General features: G+C 40.8%; 18 protein-coding genes, 8 tRNA genes and 3 rRNA genes. 5 read left to right on the forward strand and 24 right to left on the reverse strand.

Annotated elements, in window-relative coordinates:
- Nucleotides 1-4: 4 nt before the first annotated feature.
- The 5 genes from A2J09_RS16450 to A2J09_RS16470 are packed head-to-tail and all read right to left on the reverse strand — an operon-like array spanning nt 5 to nt 5519.
- Entirely contained in the window at nt 5-1486 is a 1482-nt protein-coding gene (locus tag A2J09_RS16450) for an aldehyde dehydrogenase family protein (protein ID WP_036160366.1), read from the reverse strand.
- A gap of 20 nt (nt 1487-1506) precedes the next feature.
- The gene (dapA, locus tag A2J09_RS16455; RefSeq protein WP_012291919.1) at nt 1507-2409 is read right to left on the reverse strand and encodes a 4-hydroxy-tetrahydrodipicolinate synthase; all 903 of its coding nucleotides are present in this window, start codon (nt 2407-2409) and stop codon (nt 1507-1509) included.
- A 27-nt stretch (nt 2410-2436) separates the two neighbouring features.
- The gene (locus A2J09_RS16460) at nt 2437-3309 is read right to left on the reverse strand and encodes a proline racemase family protein (protein ID WP_012291918.1); all 873 of its coding nucleotides are present in this window, start codon (nt 3307-3309) and stop codon (nt 2437-2439) included.
- 12 nt (nt 3310-3321) lie between these two features.
- On the reverse strand, nt 3322-4341 hold the full coding sequence (locus A2J09_RS16465; RefSeq protein WP_012291917.1) for a proline racemase family protein: 1020 nt from the start codon (nt 4339-4341) through the stop codon (nt 3322-3324).
- Nucleotides 4338-5519, reverse strand: coding sequence for an NAD(P)/FAD-dependent oxidoreductase (locus A2J09_RS16470; protein ID WP_036160363.1), 1182 nt, complete (start codon nt 5517-5519; stop codon nt 4338-4340). The genes A2J09_RS16465 and A2J09_RS16470 overlap by 4 nt, the downstream gene beginning before the upstream one ends.
- Before the next feature lie 153 nt (nt 5520-5672).
- Here A2J09_RS16470 and A2J09_RS16475 point away from each other — a divergent pair, with 153 nt between their 5' ends.
- The 5 genes from A2J09_RS16475 (at nt 5673) to A2J09_RS16495 (ending at nt 11055) form a co-directional block, all read left to right on the forward strand.
- A complete protein-coding gene (locus A2J09_RS16475; RefSeq protein WP_231112972.1) occupies nt 5673-7379 on the forward strand; it encodes a sigma-54 interaction domain-containing protein in 1707 nt (568 codons plus the stop codon).
- 138 nt (nt 7380-7517) lie between these two features.
- Nucleotides 7518-7787 (forward strand): (2Fe-2S)-binding protein, encoded by a 270-nt coding sequence (locus A2J09_RS16480; RefSeq protein WP_012291914.1) that lies wholly within the window; start codon nt 7518-7520, stop codon nt 7785-7787.
- The gene (locus tag A2J09_RS16485; RefSeq protein WP_012291913.1) at nt 7784-8125 is read left to right on the forward strand and encodes a (2Fe-2S)-binding protein; all 342 of its coding nucleotides are present in this window, start codon (nt 7784-7786) and stop codon (nt 8123-8125) included. The genes A2J09_RS16480 and A2J09_RS16485 overlap by 4 nt, the downstream gene beginning before the upstream one ends.
- A complete protein-coding gene (locus A2J09_RS16490; protein ID WP_012291912.1) occupies nt 8115-9335 on the forward strand; it encodes an NAD(P)/FAD-dependent oxidoreductase in 1221 nt (406 codons plus the stop codon). The genes A2J09_RS16485 and A2J09_RS16490 overlap by 11 nt, the downstream gene beginning before the upstream one ends.
- Nucleotides 9336-9603: 268 nt before the next feature.
- Nucleotides 9604-11055 carry an alanine/glycine:cation symporter family protein gene (locus tag A2J09_RS16495; RefSeq protein ID WP_012291911.1) on the forward strand — a complete coding sequence of 484 codons (1452 nt, stop codon included), beginning with the start codon at nt 9604-9606 and terminating at the stop codon, nt 11053-11055.
- 38 nt (nt 11056-11093) lie between these two features.
- On the opposite strand, the gene rrf is transcribed toward A2J09_RS16495, so the two are convergent.
- From rrf to A2J09_RS16590, 19 genes are all read right to left on the reverse strand, one after another.
- Nucleotides 11094-11209 (reverse strand): 5S ribosomal RNA (gene rrf, locus A2J09_RS16500).
- Nucleotides 11210-11395: 186 nt separating this feature from the next.
- A 23S ribosomal RNA gene (locus tag A2J09_RS16505) occupies nt 11396-14323 on the reverse strand.
- 307 nt (nt 14324-14630) lie between these two features.
- A 16S ribosomal RNA gene (locus A2J09_RS16510) occupies nt 14631-16182 on the reverse strand.
- The 16S, 23S and 5S rRNA genes sit together here with 8 tRNA genes alongside, the layout of an rRNA operon.
- A gap of 206 nt (nt 16183-16388) precedes the next feature.
- A tRNA-Gly gene (locus A2J09_RS16515) sits at nt 16389-16462 on the reverse strand.
- A 16-nt stretch (nt 16463-16478) separates the two neighbouring features.
- Nucleotides 16479-16555: transfer RNA gene (locus A2J09_RS16520), tRNA-Arg, on the reverse strand.
- A gap of 30 nt (nt 16556-16585) precedes the next feature.
- Nucleotides 16586-16671, reverse strand: a tRNA-Leu gene (locus A2J09_RS16525).
- A gap of 66 nt (nt 16672-16737) precedes the next feature.
- A tRNA-Lys gene (locus A2J09_RS16530) sits at nt 16738-16810 on the reverse strand.
- A gap of 15 nt (nt 16811-16825) precedes the next feature.
- Nucleotides 16826-16900: transfer RNA gene (locus A2J09_RS16535), tRNA-Gln, on the reverse strand.
- Nucleotides 16901-16905: 5 nt separating this feature from the next.
- Nucleotides 16906-16981 (reverse strand) — tRNA-Asp (locus A2J09_RS16540).
- Between the two features lie 28 nt (nt 16982-17009).
- Nucleotides 17010-17081 (reverse strand) — tRNA-Glu (locus A2J09_RS16545).
- 1 nt (nt 17082) lies between these two features.
- Nucleotides 17083-17159: transfer RNA gene (locus A2J09_RS16550), tRNA-Asn, on the reverse strand.
- Nucleotides 17160-17250: 91 nt separating this feature from the next.
- Nucleotides 17251-17709 carry a SprT family protein gene (locus tag A2J09_RS16555; protein ID WP_012295780.1) on the reverse strand — a complete coding sequence of 153 codons (459 nt, stop codon included), beginning with the start codon at nt 17707-17709 and terminating at the stop codon, nt 17251-17253.
- Between the two features lie 67 nt (nt 17710-17776).
- The gene (locus A2J09_RS16560) at nt 17777-19948 is read right to left on the reverse strand and encodes a Tex family protein (RefSeq protein ID WP_012295781.1); all 2172 of its coding nucleotides are present in this window, start codon (nt 19946-19948) and stop codon (nt 17777-17779) included.
- Between the two features lie 143 nt (nt 19949-20091).
- Nucleotides 20092-20877, reverse strand: coding sequence for an RNA polymerase sigma factor SigB (sigB, locus tag A2J09_RS16565; RefSeq protein ID WP_012295782.1), 786 nt, complete (start codon nt 20875-20877; stop codon nt 20092-20094).
- Nucleotides 20855-21325 (reverse strand): anti-sigma B factor RsbW, encoded by a 471-nt coding sequence (gene rsbW, locus A2J09_RS16570; protein ID WP_008177047.1) that lies wholly within the window; start codon nt 21323-21325, stop codon nt 20855-20857. The genes sigB and rsbW overlap by 23 nt, the downstream gene beginning before the upstream one ends.
- On the reverse strand, nt 21325-21657 hold the full coding sequence (locus tag A2J09_RS16575) for an STAS domain-containing protein (protein ID WP_031416479.1): 333 nt from the start codon (nt 21655-21657) through the stop codon (nt 21325-21327). Before A2J09_RS16575 ends, rsbW begins: the two co-directional genes overlap by 1 nt.
- Before the next feature lie 69 nt (nt 21658-21726).
- Entirely contained in the window at nt 21727-22725 is a 999-nt protein-coding gene (locus tag A2J09_RS16580) for a PP2C family protein-serine/threonine phosphatase (RefSeq protein WP_036162353.1), read from the reverse strand.
- A 12-nt stretch (nt 22726-22737) separates the two neighbouring features.
- Nucleotides 22738-23139, reverse strand: coding sequence for an anti-sigma regulatory factor (locus A2J09_RS16585; RefSeq protein ID WP_012295785.1), 402 nt, complete (start codon nt 23137-23139; stop codon nt 22738-22740).
- 352 nt (nt 23140-23491) lie between these two features.
- Nucleotides 23492-23842, reverse strand: a complete 351-nt coding sequence (locus A2J09_RS16590) for a type II toxin-antitoxin system PemK/MazF family toxin (RefSeq protein WP_008177055.1) — start codon at nt 23840-23842, stop codon at nt 23492-23494.

Below are 23842 nucleotides of genomic sequence, written 5' to 3' on the forward strand. Positions count from 1 at the left end.
CTAATTATTGCTTCATATTAACAAATACACTTTTCACCTCAGTGTAATTGGACAAACCATATTCACCGCCCATTTCGCGACCAATTCCTGACTGTTTGTAACCACCAAATGGCATCGTTTCCCATTCTAAACCGAAATCATTAATCCATACGGTCCCAGCTTGTAGTTTACTAGCTATATAATGTGCCTTTTTTACATTTTCAGTCCAAATGCTTGCAGCAAGTCCATACTTACTATTATTAGCACGTACGATTACCTCATCTACTGTTTCAAACGACAGAATGGACATCACTGGTCCGAAAATCTCTTCTTGAGCAATTATCATCGTGTCCTGTACATCAGCAAAGATAGTTGGTTGGACAAAATATCCCTTTTCCAGTGCTCGATCGCCACCTGCTACTATACGAGCACCCTCCTCTTTTCCTTTTTCGATATAATCAAGAACTGTATTTAATTGCTTTTGTGACACTAATGGACCCATATCTGTTTCTGGGTCTAAACCTGACCCTATCTTTAATGCTTTAGCCTTTTCTGCGAGTCGTTCAATAAATAGATTGTATAGACTACTATGCACAAATACCCGCGTACATGCACTACAGTTTTGTCCATGATTGTACATCGTACCAGCAAAAGTTCCTTCGATCGCTTCCTCGACATCTGCATCTGGTAACACAATAGCAGGCGATTTTCCTCCAAGCTCTAATGTTATACTTTTCACATCATCAGCAGCCTTTTTCATCACGTGTATTCCCGTCTTTGTTGACCCAGTGAAGGCTACTTTTGCTACACCTTTATGTGTAACTATCGCTTCACCCGCCTCTCCCGTACCTGGAACAATATTTACTACACCATCTGGAAAACCAGCTTGTTTCATTAACTGGCCAACATATAATAACGACAATGGCGTTTCAGCTGCTGGTTTGATGACAACCGTACATCCTACAGCTAACGCTGCCCCTAGCTTCCATGCCGCCATTGCAAGAGGAAAATTCCAAGGAATAATTTGACCTACAACTCCAACGGGCTCATGTACAATGTAATTTAAGTAATCCTTTGACACTTGTACAGTCTGTCCTGTAATTTTTGTTGCCCAGCCTGCATAATAACGGAAATGTTGAACTGTGCCATCCACATCATCTGCAAGAGCAGCTTTATATGGTTTTCCATTGTCTAATGATTCTAGCTGTGCCAGCTCTTCACGATGCTCTTCTAGTAAATCTGCCAATTTATAAATAATTCGTGAGCGTTCAGCTGCCTCCATCATTGACCATTGACCTTCAAAAGCTTGTTGAGCAGCATGCACGGCTAGATCGATATCTTCTGCCTGTGCTTCACTTACTACGGCAATGACCTCTTCATTAGCAGGATTTAAAACATTTAATGTTTTACCTGATTGAGCTTGCACATATTTACCATCGATATATAAGCCAATTGTAGACTGCAGAAATTCCTTTATTTGTGGCTTTAATGTCAACACTGCCTCCATCAGTCTTCCCCCCTTTTCCATTAATAATGTTCGATTGCCAGTACGTCTAAATTAGTCATAATTGCTTTTAGTTGTGCATCTTCTTCCTCTGTTAGTGGGAGTCGTGGTAGACGACAGGGCCCCCCTGCCCACCCTTTTAATTCCATTGCACGTTTGGTAATTTGTACATATTTACCCGATCCCTCTAAAAATGCACATAAAGGTAATAAACGATCGTAAATTGCCCAAGCTGCCTCTAAGTTCCCCTCTTTTACTTGACTATATAATTTTGTGACAAGCTCTGGCACAATATTTCCAGATACAGAAATCCACCCAACAGCCCCAACTAAAAGTGATTCGATAGCTAAGTCCTCAGAGCCACAAAATACTTCTATATCATTTTGACCTTGACGTACGATATCACGCGCTTTACCAATACTGCCGCTCGATTCTTTAATATGTGTAATATTTGGAACATCTCTACCTACTTTTAAAATCGTTTCTAAGCCAATATCTACCCCCGAAGTAAACGGGTTATTATAGATCATGATGGGAAATTTTACAGATTCGGCTACTGATTTAAAATGAACATATATTTCCTCATCTTTTGGATGTGCGTAATAGGAATTAATTAATAATGCTGCATCTGCACCAGCCTGTTCTGCCTGCTGTGTATAGATGATTGCCTCTGCAGTTGTTTCAGCTGCTGTCCCAACAATCAATGTCATTCGCCCTTTAATTTGATCTACAGCTACTTCTACTGCTTTAAACCGTTCTTCTTTAGTTAAACTTACAAATTCACCCGTACTACCATTAATAGCAATACCTGTGACCCCAGCTTCAATAAAATGTTCAATATTTTGTCGGTAACCGTCCCAATCAATGTCTGTTTGATTTTTCATCGGCGTTACTAATACAGGAAATACACCTTCAAGTTTTTTCATCTTTTCTTCCTCCTCTAAACTCTTTTATTACACAATGATAAATCCATGATGCAAAGGATCTTCACGGTCCACTACAAATTGATGGATTCCTGTGATATAAGCTGTTAATGCAACTTCGTAGCCAGCTTCATGTTTTTGTATAATTTCAATGCTACTACCAAAAATACTGTCATTTTTTCTGACAGCCTCTTCCCCTAAAACTGCTATTAATGCCAATATACTGTCTACACCAGGTGAACGTAATATATAGCCATCTCGCTCAAAGGTAACGGACCTGACAGAGCTATTTAATTGTTCATACATAATGACCCCATCTGCCGTACTATATTTCTCACTTTCTAGTAATCCCCATGTACTGATTTCTGCTAATTCTTCTAAAACAATTGCTTTAAATTGCTGTGGTTTTTCTACAACAATGTATCGTCGCTCATTATCGATAATGACTTGCTCACCTTCTAATTGTGCTGGCTTCAATATTAAATGAACTGATAATACTGCATCTCTCTTTTCAGAAAGCTTGACATAGGCTTCATAGACACCTTTGACTGTTTCAATAGAGTAAGTATTATTTTTTGAGAGTTCTATTGTTCCTTGTTCAATCAATGCAGTCATTGTGGCTACAAGTGCTTCATACTTAAAATTTGTAGAAGCTGCATGCTGGAAAAATAATAATCGATAGGAAGCAATAGCGGATGGTAAAACAAGACAGCCATTCATTCCACGATGTCCTCTCGGCTCATTCAACAGCAATTGTTTTGTATCTTCAAATTGTGTATTTAACTGATGATCCGCTTCCAAAATATCTTCATGCATCAGCATGATTGGAGATTGCACAATAATGCGAAAGGCTTCTCCCACTACTTGTGTATCTATCGTTTGAAAAGACTTATGAAAATTCATGTTTATCCTCCCTTAGTGATCCATTGGTGGAATCATCAAATAGCCTTCTTTTAATGGGTCCTGATCATTGTAAAAAAAACGATGCATCCCCATTATCCATGCAGACCCTGTTACCTCCGGAATAACAGCTGTTAAACCACTAATAGTTACTTCTTCTAGTACACGTGCTTTAAACATTGTCCCCACAATACTTTCATAGACGAAGGACTCATTGAGAACGAGCTTATTTTTTAAATAGAGTGTAGCAATTTTGGCAGATGTACCAGTGCCACAAGGAGAACGGTCGATTCCTCCTGGCGGAACAACAACTGTATTTTTTAAATCAGCTAATGGGTTAACTGGATCTGTATAAAACTCAATATGTGTAAGTCCATGGATAAACGAGTACTCCGGATGGACAATATCCTCCACAGCATTCACAGCATTGCGGAGACGAATAGCCGTGTTAATAATCTTCGTCGAATTGTCTACAGCTAAGTCTAGATTGATTTTTCTAGCATCAATAATGCCGTAAAAATTCCCACCATATGCTATTTCACATTCCACTACACCTAGCTCAGAATCATTAATTTCAATTGTTTTTAATAAAAAGGATGGTACATTTTTAAAGGTCACTTCCTTCGCTACACCATCCGTTACTTTAATCTGTACATCAATTAAACCTGCAGGTGTGTCCAATTTTATATTTGTAAAGGGTGTAGTAACCTCTATTAAATTCGCTTCAATAAGTGCTGTACAAACACCTATTGTGTCATGTCCACACATTGGTAAATAACCACCTGTTTCAATATAAATCACTCCGAAATCGGCTTCTGGTTGGCAAGGTTCTGTAATGATAACACCTGACATTACACTATGCCCTCGTGGCTCATTCATAAGAAATTTTCGAATCCAGTCATAATTCTCTTGCATAAATAACATTTTTTCAGACATAGTTTTGCCTTCAAGCTTGGGCATCCCACTTATTAATGAACGGGTCGGATTTCCACCCGTGTGTGTATCAATGGTCGTAAATAGTTTTTGAAAATTCATTCGTGAAGCACTCCTTTCTGAAAACGACTAAGATGAACCGGTTCAGTAGGAATGCATGAATCTTTGTGCTGTAGTAATTCTTGGATAAGCTTTCCGGTAACTGCAGCTAAGCTAATGCCATCTCCTTCATGACCTGCAGCGATATAGAAGCCAGGTACTTCCTCTACTTCACAAATAATAGGTAAATGATCTTCTGTCCATGGTCTTAACCCTGCATATGTACGAATAATCGACATATCAGCAATTTTTGGATAGAAGCGTACCGCACGTCTAGCAATCATTTTTGCCACATCATGATTCACCTTCGTGTCAAATCCTACAAATTCTCGACTACTTCCTATTAAAAAATTTTGTGCCTCTGTCGGCTCAAACACTAAGGCTACTCCGTATTTTTCAATATCCGCATCCACCTTACGCTCTCCACCAAACTTTGAAATTAAATAACCAAATTCCATAACTTTTCTTAGTCCTACTGGTTCCTGACGTGATGCCACCAAAATATGTCCTTTACGAGGTTTAATGGGAATATCAACACTAAGCATTTGTCCAATAAACGGTGCCCAAATTCCGCAAGCATTAATGACTTTATTTGCGGTTATCCACCCCTCATTCGTTTCAAGTGAAAATGTATCATCTGGCTGCTTCTTAATATTTTTGACCTCTGTATGTTTTTTTATCTTTGCACCCAATTTTTCAGCGGAGTGAAACATAGAAAATGTCAGCATGTATGGGTTCACTGTTGAATCCGTTTTACATTCCAATCCACCGTATAAATCATCTGCGAAGTATTTTGATTCGTTCCGCAGGTCCTCACGATCTAACATTGTAAAATCTAGACCCGCCTCTTGTTGACGATTAACCCATTGCTGTGCAGCCTCCATCTCTAGCTCACTTTCACAGACAAGAATGCTGCCAGGATTCCGATATTCAAAGCTCATATCTAACTCTCTATTTAACTCATGAACCAATCTTTGACTGACTAAAGACATTTGACTGTCAAAGCCAGGATCTTTATCAATAGCTAAAATATTGCCATCACAACGAGAAGAAGTCCCACTTGCAAGTTCGTTTTTTTCAAGTACTGTGATATCTAGGCCCGCCTTTGCACAATAATAAGCTATTGCTCCACCAATAATGCCACCGCCAATAATTACGATATCATGATGGGAATTCTTCATATCTCCCTCCTCCTTTCTATTCATGACTGTATGATGCAAAAAACATGCCAACCTCCCAAACTGGAATTTGTTTGATAAACTAGGCACTATGTGTCAAAATTATTTATATTATTCTAAATAATTAGACAAATTAAAAATGAGGGGGTACTTACCTTGCATCCATATCATTTAATAATGAATAAAATATTAAAGCGGAATTTTGCTATAACATCTACTGACGATATTGTTTCCAAAATAAACGATGCCAGCAAGCAATATTTTGTGATTGAAAATCATAAACCTTATGGAGCAGTTCGCGGTAAAAGAAAAAACGATGTTCACTATGTTGCCTGTCATACCATCCAGTTGGATTGCCCACTCAAGAATGCTATTGAATATATGAAGGAATACGAATTTTTACTAGTTTGTAATGAGGAAAAAAAATATTTAGGATATTTACGGAGAGAGTCCTTAGCCTACGATCTTGCCTATGAATTAGAATGTGGAAATGCTTATTTACAAACCATTTTAAATACAATAAATGAATCATGCACAGTCATTAATGCTGAACAAAATGTAGTTTATTGGACGAAAGGAGCCGAAAGCATTTTTTCTGTGTCAGGAGAAAATATTATCGGAAAGCCAATCACTCATTTTTTCAAAGAAGATCAACTAGAAATTTTACATACTTTACAGCATAGAAAATCTGTTTATCAACAGCAGCATTTTCCTCGGGAAGATCTCGTCGTCATGATTAATTCTAATCCAGTTATGCTGCATAATAAGACAATTGGGGCAGTCGTTGCTGAAACAGATATTACCCATGTCAAAAAATTAAACGAAGAGCTCCATATTACATCTGAGAAATTATTAAATTTAGAGAAACAGATGAGTACTAATGGTTTAGCATTTGACCCGTTCACCCTTATTCGTGGCAATAGTCCAAAGCTTAAAGAAGTATTAGAAAAAGTAAAAAAGGTCGCAGAAACCGAGGCAAATATTTTAATTTACGGAGAGAGTGGCGTTGGTAAAGAATTATTTGCACGTGCGGTTCATGCTATTCGAGAAAAGTCTGAAGCACCCTTTGTTGCTATCAATTGTGGTGCCATTCCAAGTGGCCTATTTGAAAGTGAGATTTTTGGTTATGAAAAAGGAGCTTTTTCTGGTGCCCATCAAAAAGGAAAAAAAGGTAAGGTAGAGCTTGCACGTGGAGGTACTTTATTTTTAGATGAAATCGGTGAGATGCCATTAGAAATGCAAGTCAAAATTTTGCGATTACTACAGGAAAAGACCTTTTATACAGTTGGTGGTACAAAGGAAATGGATGTCGAATTTAACCTAGTAGCAGCTACTAATAGAGATTTGAAGCAATTGGTGACAGAGGGGAAATTTAGAGAAGATTTATATTATCGACTAAATGTGGTGAATTTCACCGTTCCTCCTCTTAGGGAGCGGGCATCAGATATATTAGAAATTAGCAATTACTTTTTATATGAAAAGTCAATTAAATATAATCGACCTATTCAAGGAATCCCAACTGAAATAGCAAATGCTCTTTTAAAATACCATTGGCCAGGCAATGTCCGTGAATTATCGAACGTTATCGAGCGACTGGTTGTATTTTCTGATGAGGGGGCCATTCATATGGAAGACCTCCCTACTGATATTTTAGCGGTGATGCCAAAAGATAAAGCAATGGACGTTAAGATAGATTTTCCTCTAGGAACAGAGCTTAACAATCAGCTTGAACATTATGAACGTGAAATAATTTTAGACCAGCTTGCCAAAGTAAATGGTAATAAAAAAACATGTGCTAAAAACTTAGGTATTACTCGCGCCACTTTATATAATCGATTAAAGAAATTAAACATAGATGTCTAATTTTATTAAATATATGTCAATATTTTTATACACATTATTCACATTCAACTAGATATCCCCTTCATATTTATTTTTTTCTTTGGCATAGTTTTTGCATTATGTACTATGTTAAGTATTTTATATAGTAGAGGTGGAACTATGCAAAATAAATCTATGATTGTATGCCGTTGTGAAGAAATTAGTTACGATGAATTAGTAGAAAGCGCATCAAAATATAAGTGCTCTGCACGAGAACTGAAATTACGAACGCGTGCAGGAATGGGCTATTGTGGCGGTCGTACATGCCGTACCATGGTAGATTCTATTGCTCATCTTCATCATCCTCGCAAAAATGATGAAGTTTCATTAAAACATCAAGCCCCTATTCGACCAGTACGATTCTCCAATTTAGGGGAGGTAAAATCATGACAGAGCGTATAATAAACCACCCAGTTTTAGGGGCTTTAACGCAAAAAGAAAAAGTAACTTTTACTTATGACGATCATTTGTTTGAAGGTTACAAAGGCGAGTCCCTAGCTGCTGCATTGCTAGCACAAGGAATACGCACTTTAAGATTGCACGAAGAAACTGGCCAGCCCCGAGGCATCTATTGTAATATTGGTCATTGTTTTGAATGCCGTGTCAATGTAAATGGCTTAGAAGGTGGACGAGCATGCTTAACTCCTCTTTCAGATGGCATGGCTGTAAAAAGTGGGCAGACACTTCCTACGACAGTAAGAGACTGGAGGAAGAACGATGAACAATAAAGTAATTATAATTGGGGCTGGTCCTGCGGGTCTTGCGGCGGCTATTACATTAGCAGAAAAAAATATTGCAGTCCTTGTTATCGATGAATATTTATATGCTGGAGGGCGATTACTAGGACAACTTTATGAAGAGAAGCCAGGAACATGGTGGAACGGTATTGTAGAATCAGAACGTTTAGTAGAACGAGCTAAAGCAGTCCATGTTGAATTTTTATTACAAACGAGTGTATCTGACTTAGAAAAAATAGGTCAAATGTGGGTCATCCATACAACTAAAGGTGCATTTCGTACCCAACACCTGCTATTAGCTACTGGAGCTGCCGAATCGCCTTTCCCTATTCCAGGTTGGACTCTTCCAGGGGTCATGTCTGTTGGAGCAGCACAAGTAATGACAAATGTGCATCGTGTGAAACCTGGAAAACGTGGTGTCATTGTCGGAGTTAATGTACTTTCTTCAGCTATTGCAATGGAATTACAATTAGCAGGTGTTCATGTAGCCGCTATTACATTACCCCCCACTAACTTATTAACAGAGGGTTATAGCAATCCTTTAGAAGTTATGACCTCATTATTGCATGTGGCTCATATGGCTCCCTCCCCTCTTGTTAAAATAGGCAGCAAATTGATGAAAAATGACTTTATGAAAAAGCTTGGTATTACCTTTTATCCCAAAAATGGTGTGAAAATGTGGGATATTCCTATTATGTTACGTAAAGCTGTTATTGAAATCGTTGGTAAAAATCAAGTTGAAGGGGTCATTTTAGCAACAGTGAATACAGATGGCTCTATTGTGAAAGGAAGCGAACAACATATCAAAGCAGATTTTATTTGTATCGCTGGTGGTTTGTACCCTCTTGCAGAGCTTGCTTCTTTAGCAGGTTGTCCATTTCATTACATCGAACAATTAGGTGGGTTCATTCCTTTACATAATGAACAAATGGAAACTAATTTAGAGGGATTATATGTAGCAGGAAATATTACGGGCATTGAAGGAGCCAAGGTAGCATTAGCGCAGGGAGAGGTTGCAGCTCTTACAATTGCTCAACACCTAAATGGAGGAGCATCCAACCATGATATTAAGCTTGCCATCCAGGCTGTTGAAAAAACACGAGCCACTGCACATATTCAATTTCATCCAGAAATTTTAGCTGGCCGTCAGCAAATGAAGCAAATTTGGAATGAATCTGTTGGGTCGCTTTCTATTCATTAAAAATCCATATGAAAGTGTAAAAGTCTTTTACTCATTTTCGTGAGTAAAAGGCTTTTTTACTTTATGGCATAAAACATGCAATACATATGATGAGCCTAAAAATTATGAAGGGAGGTTTTAGCCTATTTAAGTATTCATCTAAATTAAAGCTGTATACACACTTTAGTCATCATTTGGGTAACGAGATGAATGCTAATAATGGATCGAACACAATTTTTTGGGGTGGTAATTTCGCGTTTTGATTTAAGAAAACAAGGGGGAAACATCTATGGAGACAATCGTTAATACATTGGTCGATTATATTTGGGGGAATGCACTTGTATACTTAGCATTAGGTGTAGGTCTTTATTTTACCGTCCTAACAAAAGCTGTTCAATTTCGTTATATTCCTGAGATGATTCGATTATTACGTGAACGGAAAGAGTCAAAGGAAGGAATCTCATCGTTCCAAGCCTTTTGTATGGCATTGTCTGGGCGGGTTGGTGTTGGTAATATTGCAGGAGTGGCTACGGCTATTGCTGCAGGTGGACCAGGTGCAGTATTTTGGATGGGTATTATGGCCTTTTTAGGTGGAGCAAGTGCATTTATTGAATCTACTCTTGCTCAATTATATAAAGAAAAGGCTGATGATCAGTATCGCGGGGGGTCACCATATTATATCGAAAAGGGGTTGAGACTAAAGGGATTTGCTATATTTGTTGCGTGTGTGATCTGTCTCTCATATGGTGTTCTAGTGCCAGGAATCCAGGCGAACACCATTGCCACTTCCTTTAATACGGCTTTTCATATTCCACCATTTATAACAGGTGCTTTAATTGTTATTCTTTTAGGATTAATCATATTTGGTGGTGTAAAGCGTATAGCACGTGTTGCAGATAAAGTTGTTCCTATCATGGCACTTGCTTATGTAATTTTAACACTCATTATTTTAGGGGCGAATGTAAGTGAAATTCCAGGTATGGTTAAACTTATTATTACAAGTGCTTTTGGTACAAATGCCATTTTTGGTGGTATAGTGGGGACTGCAATCGCTTGGGGTGTAAGACGCTCGGTATTTTCAAACGTAGCTGGAGCGGGAGAAGCAACATTTAGTTCTGCTGCTGCTGAAGTATCTCACCCTGCTAAACAAGGTTTAGTTCAGGGTTTTTCCATCTATATTGATACAATCATTGTATGTACAGCTACAGCTTTAATGATTCTCATTACAGGTATGTATAATGTTACTCCTTCTGGAACAACGACACCATTAGTTGAAAATATTCCAGGCGTCGTAGCAGGCACTGCTTATACACAAGCAGCTGTATCTACAGTGTTCAATGATTTTGGAAGTGGCTTCGTGGCTACAGCCATATTCCTTTTCGCGTTCACTACATTAATGGCATACTACTACATTGCAGAGACAACCATTGTATATTTAGATAATAAGCTACGCCTCCCCATTTTAAAATTAGTATTAAAAATGGTCTTCTTACTAGTTGTTTATGTTGGAAGTGTTCAATCTGTTAGTCTTATGTGGGGACTTGGAGACATTGGATTTGGGAGTATGAGTTATTTGAACTTTATTGCTATTGTATTATTAACCAAACCAGCCATTCGAGTTTTGCAAGATTATGACCGACAAAAAAAGGCCGGTCTAGATCCTATTTTTGATCCAAGAGAAGTTGGAATTAAAAACGCCGAGTTTTGGATAGAATACAGTAATATGCATAAAAAGAATTAACTAAAAAAACAGTCAGCACACAGCTGACTGTTTTTGTTGCCTAGCGACGTCCTACTCTCACAGGGGGAAGCCCCCAACTACCATCGGCGCTAAAGAGCTTAACTTCCGTGTTCGGTATGGGAACGGGTGTGACCTCTTTGCCATCATCACTAGACTATGTTCGGCTTTCAATATACATCGCATTTCTTCGTCAGCTTCTGTCGTTCAGTCAGTCACGTACTTGAGTACGCTCCTTCCCTCTCTCCATTGCTTCCTCGAACTACTCGTATCTTGAAACCCTTTATAAAAGAAATTATTCTTTCAAAACTGGATAAACGGTTCATTGAATGCTTCAAACTTTTTGGTTAAGTCCTCGATCGATTAGTATTCGTCAGCTCCATGTGTCACCACACTTCCACCTCGAACCTATCTACCTCATCGTCTTTGAGGGATCTTACTTACTTGCGTAATGGGAAATCTCATCTTGAGGGGGGCTTCATGCTTAGATGCTTTCAGCACTTATCCCGTCCACACATAGCTACCCAGCGATGCCTTTGGCAAGACAACTGGTACACCAGCGGTGTGTCCATCCCGGTCCTCTCGTACTAAGGACAGCTCCTCTCAAATTTCCTACGCCCACGACGGATAGGGACCGAACTGTCTCACGACGTTCTGAACCCAGCTCGCGTACCGCTTTAATGGGCGAACAGCCCAACCCTTGGGACCGACTACAGCCCCAGGATGCGATGAGCCGACATCGAGGTGCCAAACCTCCCCGTCGATGTGGACTCTTGGGGGAGATAAGCCTGTTATCCCCGGGGTAGCTTTTATCCGTTGAGCGATGGCCCTTCCATGCGGAACCACCGGATCACTAAGCCCGTCTTTCGACCCTGCTCGACTTGTAGGTCTCGCAGTCAAGCTCCCTTGTGCCTTTACACTCTACGAATGATTTCCAACCATTCTGAGGGAACCTTTGGGCGCCTCCGTTACCTTTTAGGAGGCGACCGCCCCAGTCAAACTGTCCGCCTGACACTGTCTCCTGCCCCGCTAAGGGGCATGGGTTAGAATTTCAATACAACCAGGGTAGTATCCCACCGACGCCTCCTTCGAAGCTGGCGCTCCGAGATCTCTGGCTCCTACCTATCCTGTACAAGTTGTACCAAAATTCAATATCAGGCTACAGTAAAGCTCCACGGGGTCTTTCCGTCCTGTCGCGGGTAACCTGCATCTTCACAGGTACTATAATTTCACCGAGTCTCTCGTTGAGACAGTGCCCAGATCGTTACGCCTTTCGTGCGGGTCGGAACTTACCCGACAAGGAATTTCGCTACCTTAGGACCGTTATAGTTACGGCCGCCGTTTACTGGGGCTTCAATTCGCAGCTTCGCTTGCGCTAACCACTCCTCTTAACCTTCCAGCACCGGGCAGGCGTCAGCCCCTATACGTCACCTTACGGTTTTGCAGAGACCTGTGTTTTTGCTAAACAGTCGCCTGGGCCTATTCACTGCGGCTCTCATGCGCTTGCACGCTCAAGAGCACCCCTTCTCCCGAAGTTACGGGGTCATTTTGCCGAGTTCCTTAACGAGAGTTCTCTCGCACACCTTAGGATTCTCTCCTCGACTACCTGTGTCGGTTTGCGGTACGGGCACCTCTCACCTCGATAGAGGCTTTTCTTGGCAGTGTGAAATCAGGAACTTCGTCCATACGGACTCGCCATCACAGCTCAACGTTACAGTGTGCGGATTTGCCTACACACACGCCTTACTGCTTGGACGCGCATAACCAACAGCGCGCTTACCCTATCCTACTGCGTCCCCCCATTTCTCAAACGGTGAGGAGGTGGTACAGGAATATCAACCTGTTGTCCATCGCCTACGCCTATCGGCCTCGGCTTAGGTCCCGACTAACCCTGAGCGGACGAGCCTTCCTCAGGAAACCTTAGTCATACGGTGGACGGGATTCTCACCCGTCTTTCGCTACTCATACCGGCATTCTCACTTCTAAGCGCTCCACCAGTCCTTCCGGTCTGACTTCAACGCACTTAGAACGCTCTCCTACCACTGACATCGTAGATGTCAATCCACAGCTTCGGTGAATCGTTTAGCCCCGATACATTTTCGGCGCAGCGTCACTCGACCAGTGAGCTATTACGCACTCTTTAAATGATGGCTGCTTCTAAGCCAACATCCTGGTTGTCTGTGCAACGCCACATCCTTTTCCACTTAACGATTACTTTGGGACCTTAGCTGGTGGTCTGGGCTGTTTCCCTTTTGACTACGGATCTTATCACTCGCAGTCTGACTCCCGTGTATAAATATCTGGCATTCGGAGTTTGTCTGAATTCGGTAAACCGGGATGGCCCCCTAGTCCAAACAGTGCTCTACCTCCAGTATTCTCATCACGAGGCTAGCCCTAAAGCTATTTCGGAGAGAACCAGCTATCTCCAAGTTCGATTGGAATTTCTCCGCTACCCACACCTCATCCCCGCACTTTTCAACGTGCGTGGGTTCGGGCCTCCAGTAAGTGTTACCTTACCTTCACCCTGGACATGGGTAGATCACCTGGTTTCGGGTCTACGACCACGTACTATTTCGCCCTATTCAGACTCGCTTTCGCTGCGGCTCCGCCTTCTAAAGCTTAACCTCGCACGTAATCGTAACTCGCCGGTTCATTCTACAAAAGGCACGCTATCACCCATTAACGGGCTCTAACTACTTGTAGGCACACGGTTTCAGGATCTCTTTCACTCCCCTTCCGGGGTGCTTTTCACCTTTCCCTCACGGTACTGGTTCACTATCGGTCACTAGGTAGTATTTAGCCTTGGGAGATGGTCCTCCCGGATTCCGACGGAATTTCACGTGTTCCGCCGTACTCAGGATCCACTCAGGAGAGAACGAACTTTCGACTACAGGGCTTTTACCTGCTCTGGCGGACCTTTCCAAGTCGCTTCATCTAACTCGCTCTTTTGTAACTCCGTATTGAGTGTCCTACAACCCCAAGAGGCAAGCCTCTTGGTTTGGGCTCTTCCCGTTTCGCTCGCCGCTACTCAGGGAATCGATTTTTCTTTCTCTTCCTCCAGGTACTTAGATGTTTCAGTTCCCTGGGTCTGCCTTCAAGACGCTATGTATTCACGTCAAGATACTACGCGATTAAACGTAGTGGGTTCCCCCATTCGGAAATCTCCGGATCAAAGCTCACTTACAGCTCCCCGAAGCATATCGGTGTTAGTGCCGTCCTTCTTCGGCTCCTAGTGCCAAGGCATTCGCCGTGCGCCCTTAATAACTTAACCTATCAGCTTTCCATACACATCACATTTCGTTGTCAGCCTCACTCGTTCAATCAGTCACGTACTGAAGTACGCTCCTTCATTTACTCGATTGCTTCCTAGAACTGCTCGTGTCTGAAAACCTTATCATGTTATTAAGCCTATAAAAAACTTAAAAAAATAAATGTGTTTGTTACAATTTCAATGTCGTTTTATCCAGTTTTCAAAGAACAAGTTTTGAAGTATTTCATTCAGAAAGAATGAACCTTCAAAACTGAACGCAAAACGTAATCTTACAAACCCTAGGTTTGTATTCCGAAAATATCCTTAGAAAGGAGGTGATCCAGCCGCACCTTCCGATACGGCTACCTTGTTACGACTTCACCCCAATCATCTATCCCACCTTCGGCGGCTGGCTCCAAAAGGTTACCTCACCGACTTCGGGTGTTACAAACTCTCGTGGTGTGACGGGCGGTGTGTACAAGGCCCGGGAACGTATTCACCGCGGCATGCTGATCCGCGATTACTAGCGATTCCGGCTTCATGTAGGCGAGTTGCAGCCTACAATCCGAACTGAGAACGACTTTATCGGATTAGCTCCCTCTCGCGAGTTGGCAACCGTTTGTATCGTCCATTGTAGCACGTGTGTAGCCCAGGTCATAAGGGGCATGATGATTTGACGTCATCCCCACCTTCCTCCGGTTTGTCACCGGCAGTCACCTTAGAGTGCCCAACTAAATGATGGCAACTAAGATCAAGGGTTGCGCTCGTTGCGGGACTTAACCCAACATCTCACGACACGAGCTGACGACAACCATGCACCACCTGTCACCGTTGCCCCCGAAGGGGAAACCATATCTCTACAGTGGTCAACGGGATGTCAAGACCTGGTAAGGTTCTTCGCGTTGCTTCGAATTAAACCACATGCTCCACCGCTTGTGCGGGCCCCCGTCAATTCCTTTGAGTTTCAGTCTTGCGACCGTACTCCCCAGGCGGAGTGCTTAATGCGTTAGCTGCAGCACTAAGGGGCGGAAACCCCCTAACACTTAGCACTCATCGTTTACGGCGTGGACTACCAGGGTATCTAATCCTGTTTGCTCCCCACGCTTTCGCGCCTCAGTGTCAGTTACAGACCAGATAGTCGCCTTCGCCACTGGTGTTCCTCCAAATCTCTACGCATTTCACCGCTACACTTGGAATTCCACTATCCTCTTCTGCACTCAAGTCTCCCAGTTTCCAATGACCCTCCACGGTTGAGCCGTGGGCTTTCACATCAGACTTAAGAAACCACCTGCGCGCGCTTTACGCCCAATAATTCCGGACAACGCTTGCCACCTACGTATTACCGCGGCTGCTGGCACGTAGTTAGCCGTGGCTTTCTAATAAGGTACCGTCAAGGTACAGCCAGTTACTACTGTACTTGTTCTTCCCTTACAACAGAGTTTTACGAACCGAAATCCTTCTTCACTCACGCGGCGTTGCTCCATCAGGCTTTCGCCCATTGTGGAAGATTCCCTACTGCTGCCTCCCGTAGGAGTCTGGGCCGTGTCTCAGTCCCAGTGTGGCCGATCACCCTCTCAGGTCGGCTACGCATCGTCGCCTTGGTGAGCCGTTACCTCACCAACTAGCTAATGCGCCGCGGGCCCATCCTATAGCGACAGCCGAAACCGTCTTTCAATATTTCACCATGAGGTGAAATAGATTATTCGGTATTAGCCCCGGTTTCCCGGAGTTATCCCAAACTATAAGGTAGGTTGCCCACGTGTTACTCACCCGTCCGCCGCTAACGTCAAAGGAGCAAGCTCCTTCTCTGTTCGCTCGACTTGCATGTATTAGGCACGCCGCCAGCGTTCGTCCTGAGCCAGGATCAAACTCTCCATAAAAGAAATTTGATTAGCTCAAATTGTTTTGCTGGCATCATTTTGATGTCCAAAGTTTTGTTTCGTTCACTAGCTAGGCTAGCTAGGCTAGCTACTTAAAACTTTATTGATTACGTTTTGCTTGTTCAGTTTTCAAGGTTCATAGCATTGTCAAATCAGACAACTATTTAATCTTATCAAACAACCAAGAGGTTGTCAATGCTTTTTTTTGGAGCGGGTGATGAGAATCGAACTCACGACATCAGCTTGGAAGGCTGAGGTTTTACCATTAAACTACACCCGCATTATTTAATAAAATATGGCGCGCCCGGCAGGAGTCGAACCCACAACCTTCTGATCCGTAGTCAGACGCTCTATCCAATTGAGCTACGGGCGCATATAAATTAATTGATTTTGTAAGTGACTTTGGTGCGGCCGAGAGGACTTGAACCTCCACGGGGTTGCCCCCACTAGGCCCTCAACCTAGCGCGTCTGCCGTTCCGCCACGACCGCATTCAATTAGTAACTTTCTCATTGTACTATATAATAATAGAAAGTCAACCTTTTTCTTATAAAAGATGAGCCATGAAGGACTCGAACCTTCGACCCTCTGATTAAAAGTCAGATGCTCTACCAACTGAGCTAATGGCTCAAATTAAGAAATGAATGGCTGGGGTACTAGGATTCGAACCTAGGCATGACGGAATCAAAATCCGTTGCCTTACCGCTTGGCTATACCCCAATAAGTGGCGGTCCCGACCGGGATCGAACCGGCGATCTCCTGCGTGACAGGCAGGCATGTTAACCGCTACACCACGGGACCAATATTATTGTAAAGTAAATGATGAAAATGACCCCTACGGGATTCGAACCCGTGTTACCGCCGTGAAAGGGCGGTGTCTTAACCACTTGACCAAGGGGCCATGGCTCCGAAGGCAGGACTCGAACCTGCGACAACCTGATTAACAGTCAGGTGCTACTACCAACTGAGCTACTTCGGAATAATAAGTGTTATATTGTCGTCGTTATCTTGTCGACTTTTACTATTATAGGGATAACTAAACAATACGTCAATCTTTTTTTTATTTTTTTTTACTTTAATAATTCAAGCTTGCCCAAACACTTGCTACAACAATACTTTTCAACATTCATTTTAATTTTCCTTATATATAATTGCTGGCAATTAACACAGGTATATGTGTAGCGTCGTTGCTTTTTAATTGATGGTTTAGAAGTATGTAACGCTGAACAAAAACGAGGTGCCTTTACTTTCTTTAATAGTTCTCTGAATTCTTTATCTCGATGCTGATATCCTTTACCTTCGATATGCAAGTGGTAATGACATAGTTCATGAAGTACAATGCCCTGGATTTCTTTAATACCATATAACTCAAAGGCTTTAGGATTGATTTCAATATTGTGTGATTGTAAAAGATATCGACCGCCTGTTGAACGTAATCTTCCATTAAAGTAAGCCTGGTGTATAAATGGCTTTTGAAAACTTTCCAAAGAAATTCGACATACAAGCTGTTGTAGTTCCTCATTGTCCAACTTGATCACCTCCAACAACAAGAATACCACACTGTGTAGTATGCACAGCGTGGTAAAAATTTATTACTCAATCTATTAATTGATTTTTAGGAGGGAGCATTGTTAAAGAAATTCGCCCTTTACTAACATCAATCTGTTCTACCCAAACGGTTACAATATCTCCTAACGCTACAACTTCTAATGGATGTTTAATGCGTTTATTTTGAAGTTTAGATATGTGTACAAGTCCATCTTGCTTCACACCAATATCAACAAAAGCTCCAAAGTCTACTACATTCCGCACAGTCCCCTGTAGCTCCATACCAACCTTTAAATCTTCCATTTTCAATACATCTGTTTTCAGCAATGGCTGCGGGAACGCGTCACGTGGATCACGGCTTGGCTTCATTAAAGTATCTACTATATCTTGAATTGTTACAACACCAATCTCTAGTACTTCACTTAATTGATGAATATCCAAAGCAGCAATTGCTTCTTCCGCTTTTTTCGTTCCAAGTTCTTTTTTATCGATTTTGGCCTCTGATAAAATCTGTTCTGCAAGATGATAGCTTTCAGGGTGGATGCCAGTAGCGTCAAATGGATTTTTCGCCTCGGAGATACGTAAGAAACCAATGGCTTGTTCATAGGTTTTAGCACCTAATCTTGGAATTTTTTTTAATTGCACGCGGGTAGTGAATTGACCATTTTCTTCTCGAACCTTCACAATATTCTCTGCAACAGTTTTTGATAATCCAGAAACGTATTGCAAAAGTGATGAAGAGGCCGTGTTTACATCAACTCCCACTTGGTTAACAGCTGTTTCTACTATAAATGTTAGTGATTCATTTAATTTCTTTTGAGAAACATCATGCTGATACTGACCCACTCCAACTGCTTTTGGTTCAATCTTTACTAGCTCTGATAAAGGGTCTTGTAAACGTCGGGCAATAGACACGGCACTTCGTTGCTCAACCTGTAAATCAGGGAATTCCGCCCGAGCAATATCCGATGCTGAGTACACAGATGCTCCCGCTTCATTCACAATAACGTAGGCTACTTCAGTAGTTAGCTCGTTTAATACATCAACAATAAATTGTTCTGTTTCACGGGAAGCTGTTCCATTACCAATAGCAATTATACTTATTGGATATTTTGCTAAAATTGCTTTTACAACAGCTTTCGATTTTGCCACATCTGGTTTAGGGGGATGTGGATAGATAGCGGTAACCTCTAGCATTTTCCCGGTTTCGTCGACAACAGCTAATTTACAACCTGTACGATAGGCTGGGTCGACGCCCAAGACATATTTGCCTTTCATAGGCGGCTGTAATAATAGATTCCGTAAGTTTGCTGAGAAAATATGAATCGCCTGTGTTTCTGCTTTTTCAGTAAGCTCATTACGTATTTCTCTTTCTATAGAAGGTTGAATCAAACGCTTGTATGAATCTTCGATAGCCAGCTTCACTTCAGCAATAGCTGGGGATGAACCCGTTGCTGGTATCCATTCCTTCCACATAATCATCAATACTCGATCCACTGGAACATGAATCGAAACTTTTAACACATCCTCTTTTTCTCCACGATTTATTGCTAAAATACGATGCGGAACAATTCGATTAACAGGCTCCTCATATTCGTAGTACATTTCAAATACATTTTTCTCGTCTATTTCTGTATTTTTCACACTTGTTACAAGTACGCCATCTTTCAAAGAATACGTACGAATTTTCTCTCGAATAGCAGCATCATCAGCAAAGCGTTCTGCCAAAATATCTCTCGCCCCTGCAAGCGCGTCTTCAGCATTGGCTACTTGATCATGATCGACAAATTTAATGGCTAGTTGCTCTAACGTATCGTGACTAAAAGCTAATAAAAGATCGGCCAGTGGTTCTAATCCCTTTTCTTTTGCAATGGTTGCCTTCGTACGTCGCTTTTGCTTGTACGGTCTATATAAATCCTCTACACGTTGTAGAACTGTTGCTGAAAGAATAGATTTTTCTAATTCTGGCGTAAGCTTTTCTTGCTCTTGGATTAATCGGATAACCTCTTCTTTCCGTTGTTCGAGCTGCTGTATGTAGTGATAACGATCCTCTACAGCTTTAATTTGCACCTCATCAAGAGAGCCCGTTACTTCTTTTCGATAACGCGCAATAAACGGAACTGTATTTCCCTCTTCTAATAATTTAATAACAGCATCAACTTGCCCTGGTTTAACCGCTACATCTTTTGCAATGAGCTGTAACATTTGCTTTTGTTCCACATCATCACTACCTTTTTCTTTTCATTTTACCATTACACATTACTAAAAATGCAAAAAAATAGTCTACCCAAACGAAAAGGAGTAGACTATTTTGAAACATTTAAAAGGTGTTTAGTATGATTCACAGCACACCCATTGATGGATTAGAGCGATACACCGCCACTTGCTAGAATAGCCTCTTGTAATTTCTTGATTGCTTTTCTTTGTATTCTAGAAACATGCATTTGAGAAATTCCTAATTGTTCTCCAGCTTCTTTTTGACTTAATTGCTCTAAATATGTAAGCTGAATGATTTGTTTTTCTCTTTCATTCAAAACAACCATTGCCTCGGAAACAATCATTCGTTTATCAGTCATTTCATAACCATCGTCTTCCCTACCCAAAATATCGAAAAGTGTAACTGTACTACCATCTGAGTCTGACTCTATTGAATGATCCATAGAAAGAGCTTGATAGCTACGACTCATTTCCATAGCCTCTAATACTTCTTCCTCCGCTACCTCTAAACGCTCGGCAATTTCTTGAATGGACGGAGAACGCTGCAATTCAATAGTCAGCGCCTCCACTGTTGTTTTGATTCTCGGCCCTATCTCTTTTATGCGTCTAGGCACATGAACATCCCATGTTTTATCACGTAAAAAGCGCTTGATTTCCCCAACAATTGTTGGGACAGCAAATGCCTCAAAACTCCGGCCAACATTTGGATCAAAACGTCTGATTGCACCTAATAAACCCAGCATCCCTACTTGAACAATATCATCATAATAAGATTTACCATTCGAATATTTACGTGCTATTGACTCAACTAGATATCGATAATGAATCACTAAATTCGTTTGCGCTTCATCATCCTCCGTTGATTGGTACAATTCAATCCACTTTAATACATCTTCCTTGGATGAAGATTTATGTAGTGATTCTTTCGACATTTTTTTCCACCTGCTCCCTAGTGACATACTTTGTCATAAAGACAGTTACGCCACCATCGTTATTGATCATCACCTCATCCATCAAAGTTTCCATTAAATAAAGTCCTAACCCACCTTCTCTTAGCCCAGCAATATTTTCCTCAGGATGGTACGGTCCAATCTTAGTCTTAATTTCCTCGAAATTAAAACTATTGCCGTAGTCAGCAATCATCAATTCCATTTTATTGTCGTATAACGCACATCCGATGACGATTTCACCTTCTTCATCTTCTTTATAAGCGTGATGGACGACATTAGTGACAGCCTCACTTGCAGCAATTTTTAAGTCTTCGATATCATCATAATTAAAGCCAATCCTGCTTGCTAAGCCCGAGACAGTTAACCGAATAACACTGACAAATTGCGGTTTAGCAGGAACTCTAATTTCAATATAGTCAAATTCCTTCATTATCTTAATTCCACCTTTTTATCAGTTTCGATATCCATCAAATCACTTAGTCCTGTAATTTCAAACAATCTTTGTAATCTAGTTGATAAACCAACGAGCTTCACTTTGCCATTTTCACGTAATGTTCTTTTGTAAAAGGCAACAAAAATCCCGAGTCCTGTACTATCCATGTAATTTACCTTGGATAAATCAAGTTCAATTTCCATTCCTTCTGTAATCTTCACAGCTTCCAATTCTTCACGTAATCCAGATGCCGTAAACGTATCAATTTCACCTTCAACAAAGCCAAATAATTTATGATCAATTTCTTTAAAATGTATTGTCACGTCCATATAGCACACCTCCACCATATTTGTTAGACTATTTTCTGTTCCCTGTTTCATTAAAACGTAAACCTATTTTTAAATTTTTTTAAAAATAACTACAGTAAAATCATCACTCAGTTTAAAATTCTGTACTTTCTCTATCTCTCTATATAGAAGCAGACATAATTGTTGAGCTGATAAATACTTATTTTCTTTTATGACTGTAGCAATAATATCTCTTGAATTTAAGTCATCCTGCCCTCTAAATTCTGTTACGCCATCGGTCATCATGATGATTAAATCCTCTTCCTCTAAGACAATTTCATGAAATGTATATTTGGTTTCTGACAACACACCTAGTAATAAGCCTTTAGCTTCTAATGGAACAAATTCATCTTGCTTAGCCCTATAATGTAAAGCCGGTTCGTGTCCTGCAGAAGCATAGGAAAATATGTTTTGGCGAATATCTAAGCAGCCATAGAACATAGAAACAAACATACTATCATCAACACCTTTTTCTATTACCCTATTAATGACTTCTAAAACATATGAAGGATCTTTATAGGCATAACCCAATGTCTCAAGTCCATATTTCACCATAGACATACATAAAGCGGCAGGTACTCCCTTGCCTACAACATCAGTTACTGCCATACTTAAATATTCTTCTCCATCATGAAAAAAATGAACATAATCACCATTCATTTTACGAATAGGAACAGAAATCATTCCTATATCAATACTTTGTAGCTCGGGCACATCTGATTTTAATAGGGTCTTTTGAATGTTAGTCGCAATCCTCATTTCCAATTCATATTCGGCCTGTTTTTGAAGTAAGCTTTGATGCTCTCGATGTGCCATACCATAGTGCACCATAACTTCAATAAGAAAATCATATGCTGGCTGAGATTCATCATTTCGATTAGGAAATAATGCTTCCACAGCATTTTTATGAATACTAACAACATCCTCAGGGGCTATGCTTTTTTGAATTAATTGACGTGTGAAATTTTGAGCAATATATAAATTATTTTCTGTTTGATTCATCATATAATCTGACAATATATTTTTATACTGAGCTTCTAATTGTTTCAATTTCTTCACGTCCTAACGCAGCCATTTTTCGGTTCTTATTGTTGTACCCTCTCCCATGACAGATTGGATGTGTAAGCTATCCATCAATCTCTTAACGCCTGGAAGGCCAGCACCGAGGCCCCCCGAAGTAGAATAACCATCTTCTGTTACTTTACGGATATCCTTAATTCCAGGTCCTTGATCAGTTGCAACAATTACTATTTTCTTTTCAGTTTCTGTCTCAATTCTTTCAATTTCAATTATACCTATTCTGGCATATAAATAGATATTCCTTGCCAATTCACTAATAGCTGTGGTTATACGAGCTTGATCAACAGTGCCAAATCCAAGTGCCTTTGCCTCATTACGCCCCAGTTGTCTTGCTGCAATAATATCCCACTCTGTAATAATTTCAACCGAAGACTTACTTGTCACTGCTGTCCCTCCATTTCCTTACGGAGTAATACCCTTATACTTTTATTCGACATATTACACACAAACTATATCGAATTTATAAATGGAATATTCTATGTATATTTTCATATACCTTTAAGAATTTTTTCAATAATCTATTTTTATTAAAAATCTTGTGTATATCTTAATTCTTTTTCTACCATTTATCAAATACGTCCTAGCATACTGACGGTGAGATTTTTTGCCCACATCAAACATTTCAACCCTCTTCCTACGTTCTAATGAAATAGGTGTTTCAAAATCTGATGAATAAATAAATAAAAAAAGCATCGAGATATCACTTATCCCAATGCTTTCTATACACATATGTATATCAAAATTTAACTAGACCTAAACTGATCATCAACGCACCATCAACTTTTTCCATTACTGCATGATCAAGTTGTGTAATACGATCTGTCAATCTTGACTTATCAATTGTCCGCACTTGTTCTAGCAAAATAACCGAATCACGTTCAAAACCATACTTTTCAGCATTGATTTCAACGTGTGTCGGTAACTTTGCCTTTTGAATCTGTGCAGTGATAGCCGCGATGATGACAGTCGGACTAAATCGATTGCCAATATCATTTTGAATAATCAGCACCGGCCTAGTACCCCCTTGTTCAGAGCCTACTACCGGTGATAAATCTGCAAAAAAAACGTCACCACGTTTTACATTCAA

Source organism: Lysinibacillus sphaericus (genome assembly GCF_001629735.1).
Classification (GTDB): Bacteria; Bacillota; Bacilli; order Bacillales_A; family Planococcaceae; genus Lysinibacillus; species Lysinibacillus pinottii.

Coding starts and splice junctions, on each gene's coding strand:
- A2J09_RS16450 (WP_036160366.1), bottom strand. CDS start 1,486: ATGGAGGCAGTGTTGACATTAAAGCCACAAATAAAGGAATTTCTGCAG.
- dapA (WP_012291919.1), bottom strand. CDS start 2,409: ATGAAAAAACTTGAAGGTGTATTTCCTGTATTAGTAACGCCGATGAAA.
- A2J09_RS16460 (WP_012291918.1), bottom strand. CDS start 3,309: ATGAATTTTCATAAGTCTTTTCAAACGATAGATACACAAGTAGTGGGA.
- A2J09_RS16465 (WP_012291917.1), bottom strand. CDS start 4,341: ATGAATTTTCAAAAACTATTTACGACCATTGATACACACACGGGTGGA.
- A2J09_RS16470 (WP_036160363.1), bottom strand. CDS start 5,519: ATGAAGAATTCCCATCATGATATCGTAATTATTGGCGGTGGCATTATT.
- A2J09_RS16480 (WP_012291914.1), top strand. CDS start 7,518: ATGCAAAATAAATCTATGATTGTATGCCGTTGTGAAGAAATTAGTTAC.
- A2J09_RS16485 (WP_012291913.1), top strand. CDS start 7,784: ATGACAGAGCGTATAATAAACCACCCAGTTTTAGGGGCTTTAACGCAA.
- A2J09_RS16490 (WP_012291912.1), top strand. CDS start 8,115: ATGAACAATAAAGTAATTATAATTGGGGCTGGTCCTGCGGGTCTTGCG.
- A2J09_RS16495 (WP_012291911.1), top strand. CDS start 9,604: ATGGAGACAATCGTTAATACATTGGTCGATTATATTTGGGGGAATGCA.
- sigB (WP_012295782.1), bottom strand. CDS start 20,877: ATGTCGAAAGAATCACTACATAAATCTTCATCCAAGGAAGATGTATTA.
- rsbW (WP_008177047.1), bottom strand. CDS start 21,325: ATGAAGGAATTTGACTATATTGAAATTAGAGTTCCTGCTAAACCGCAA.
- A2J09_RS16575 (WP_031416479.1), bottom strand. CDS start 21,657: ATGGACGTGACAATACATTTTAAAGAAATTGATCATAAATTATTTGGC.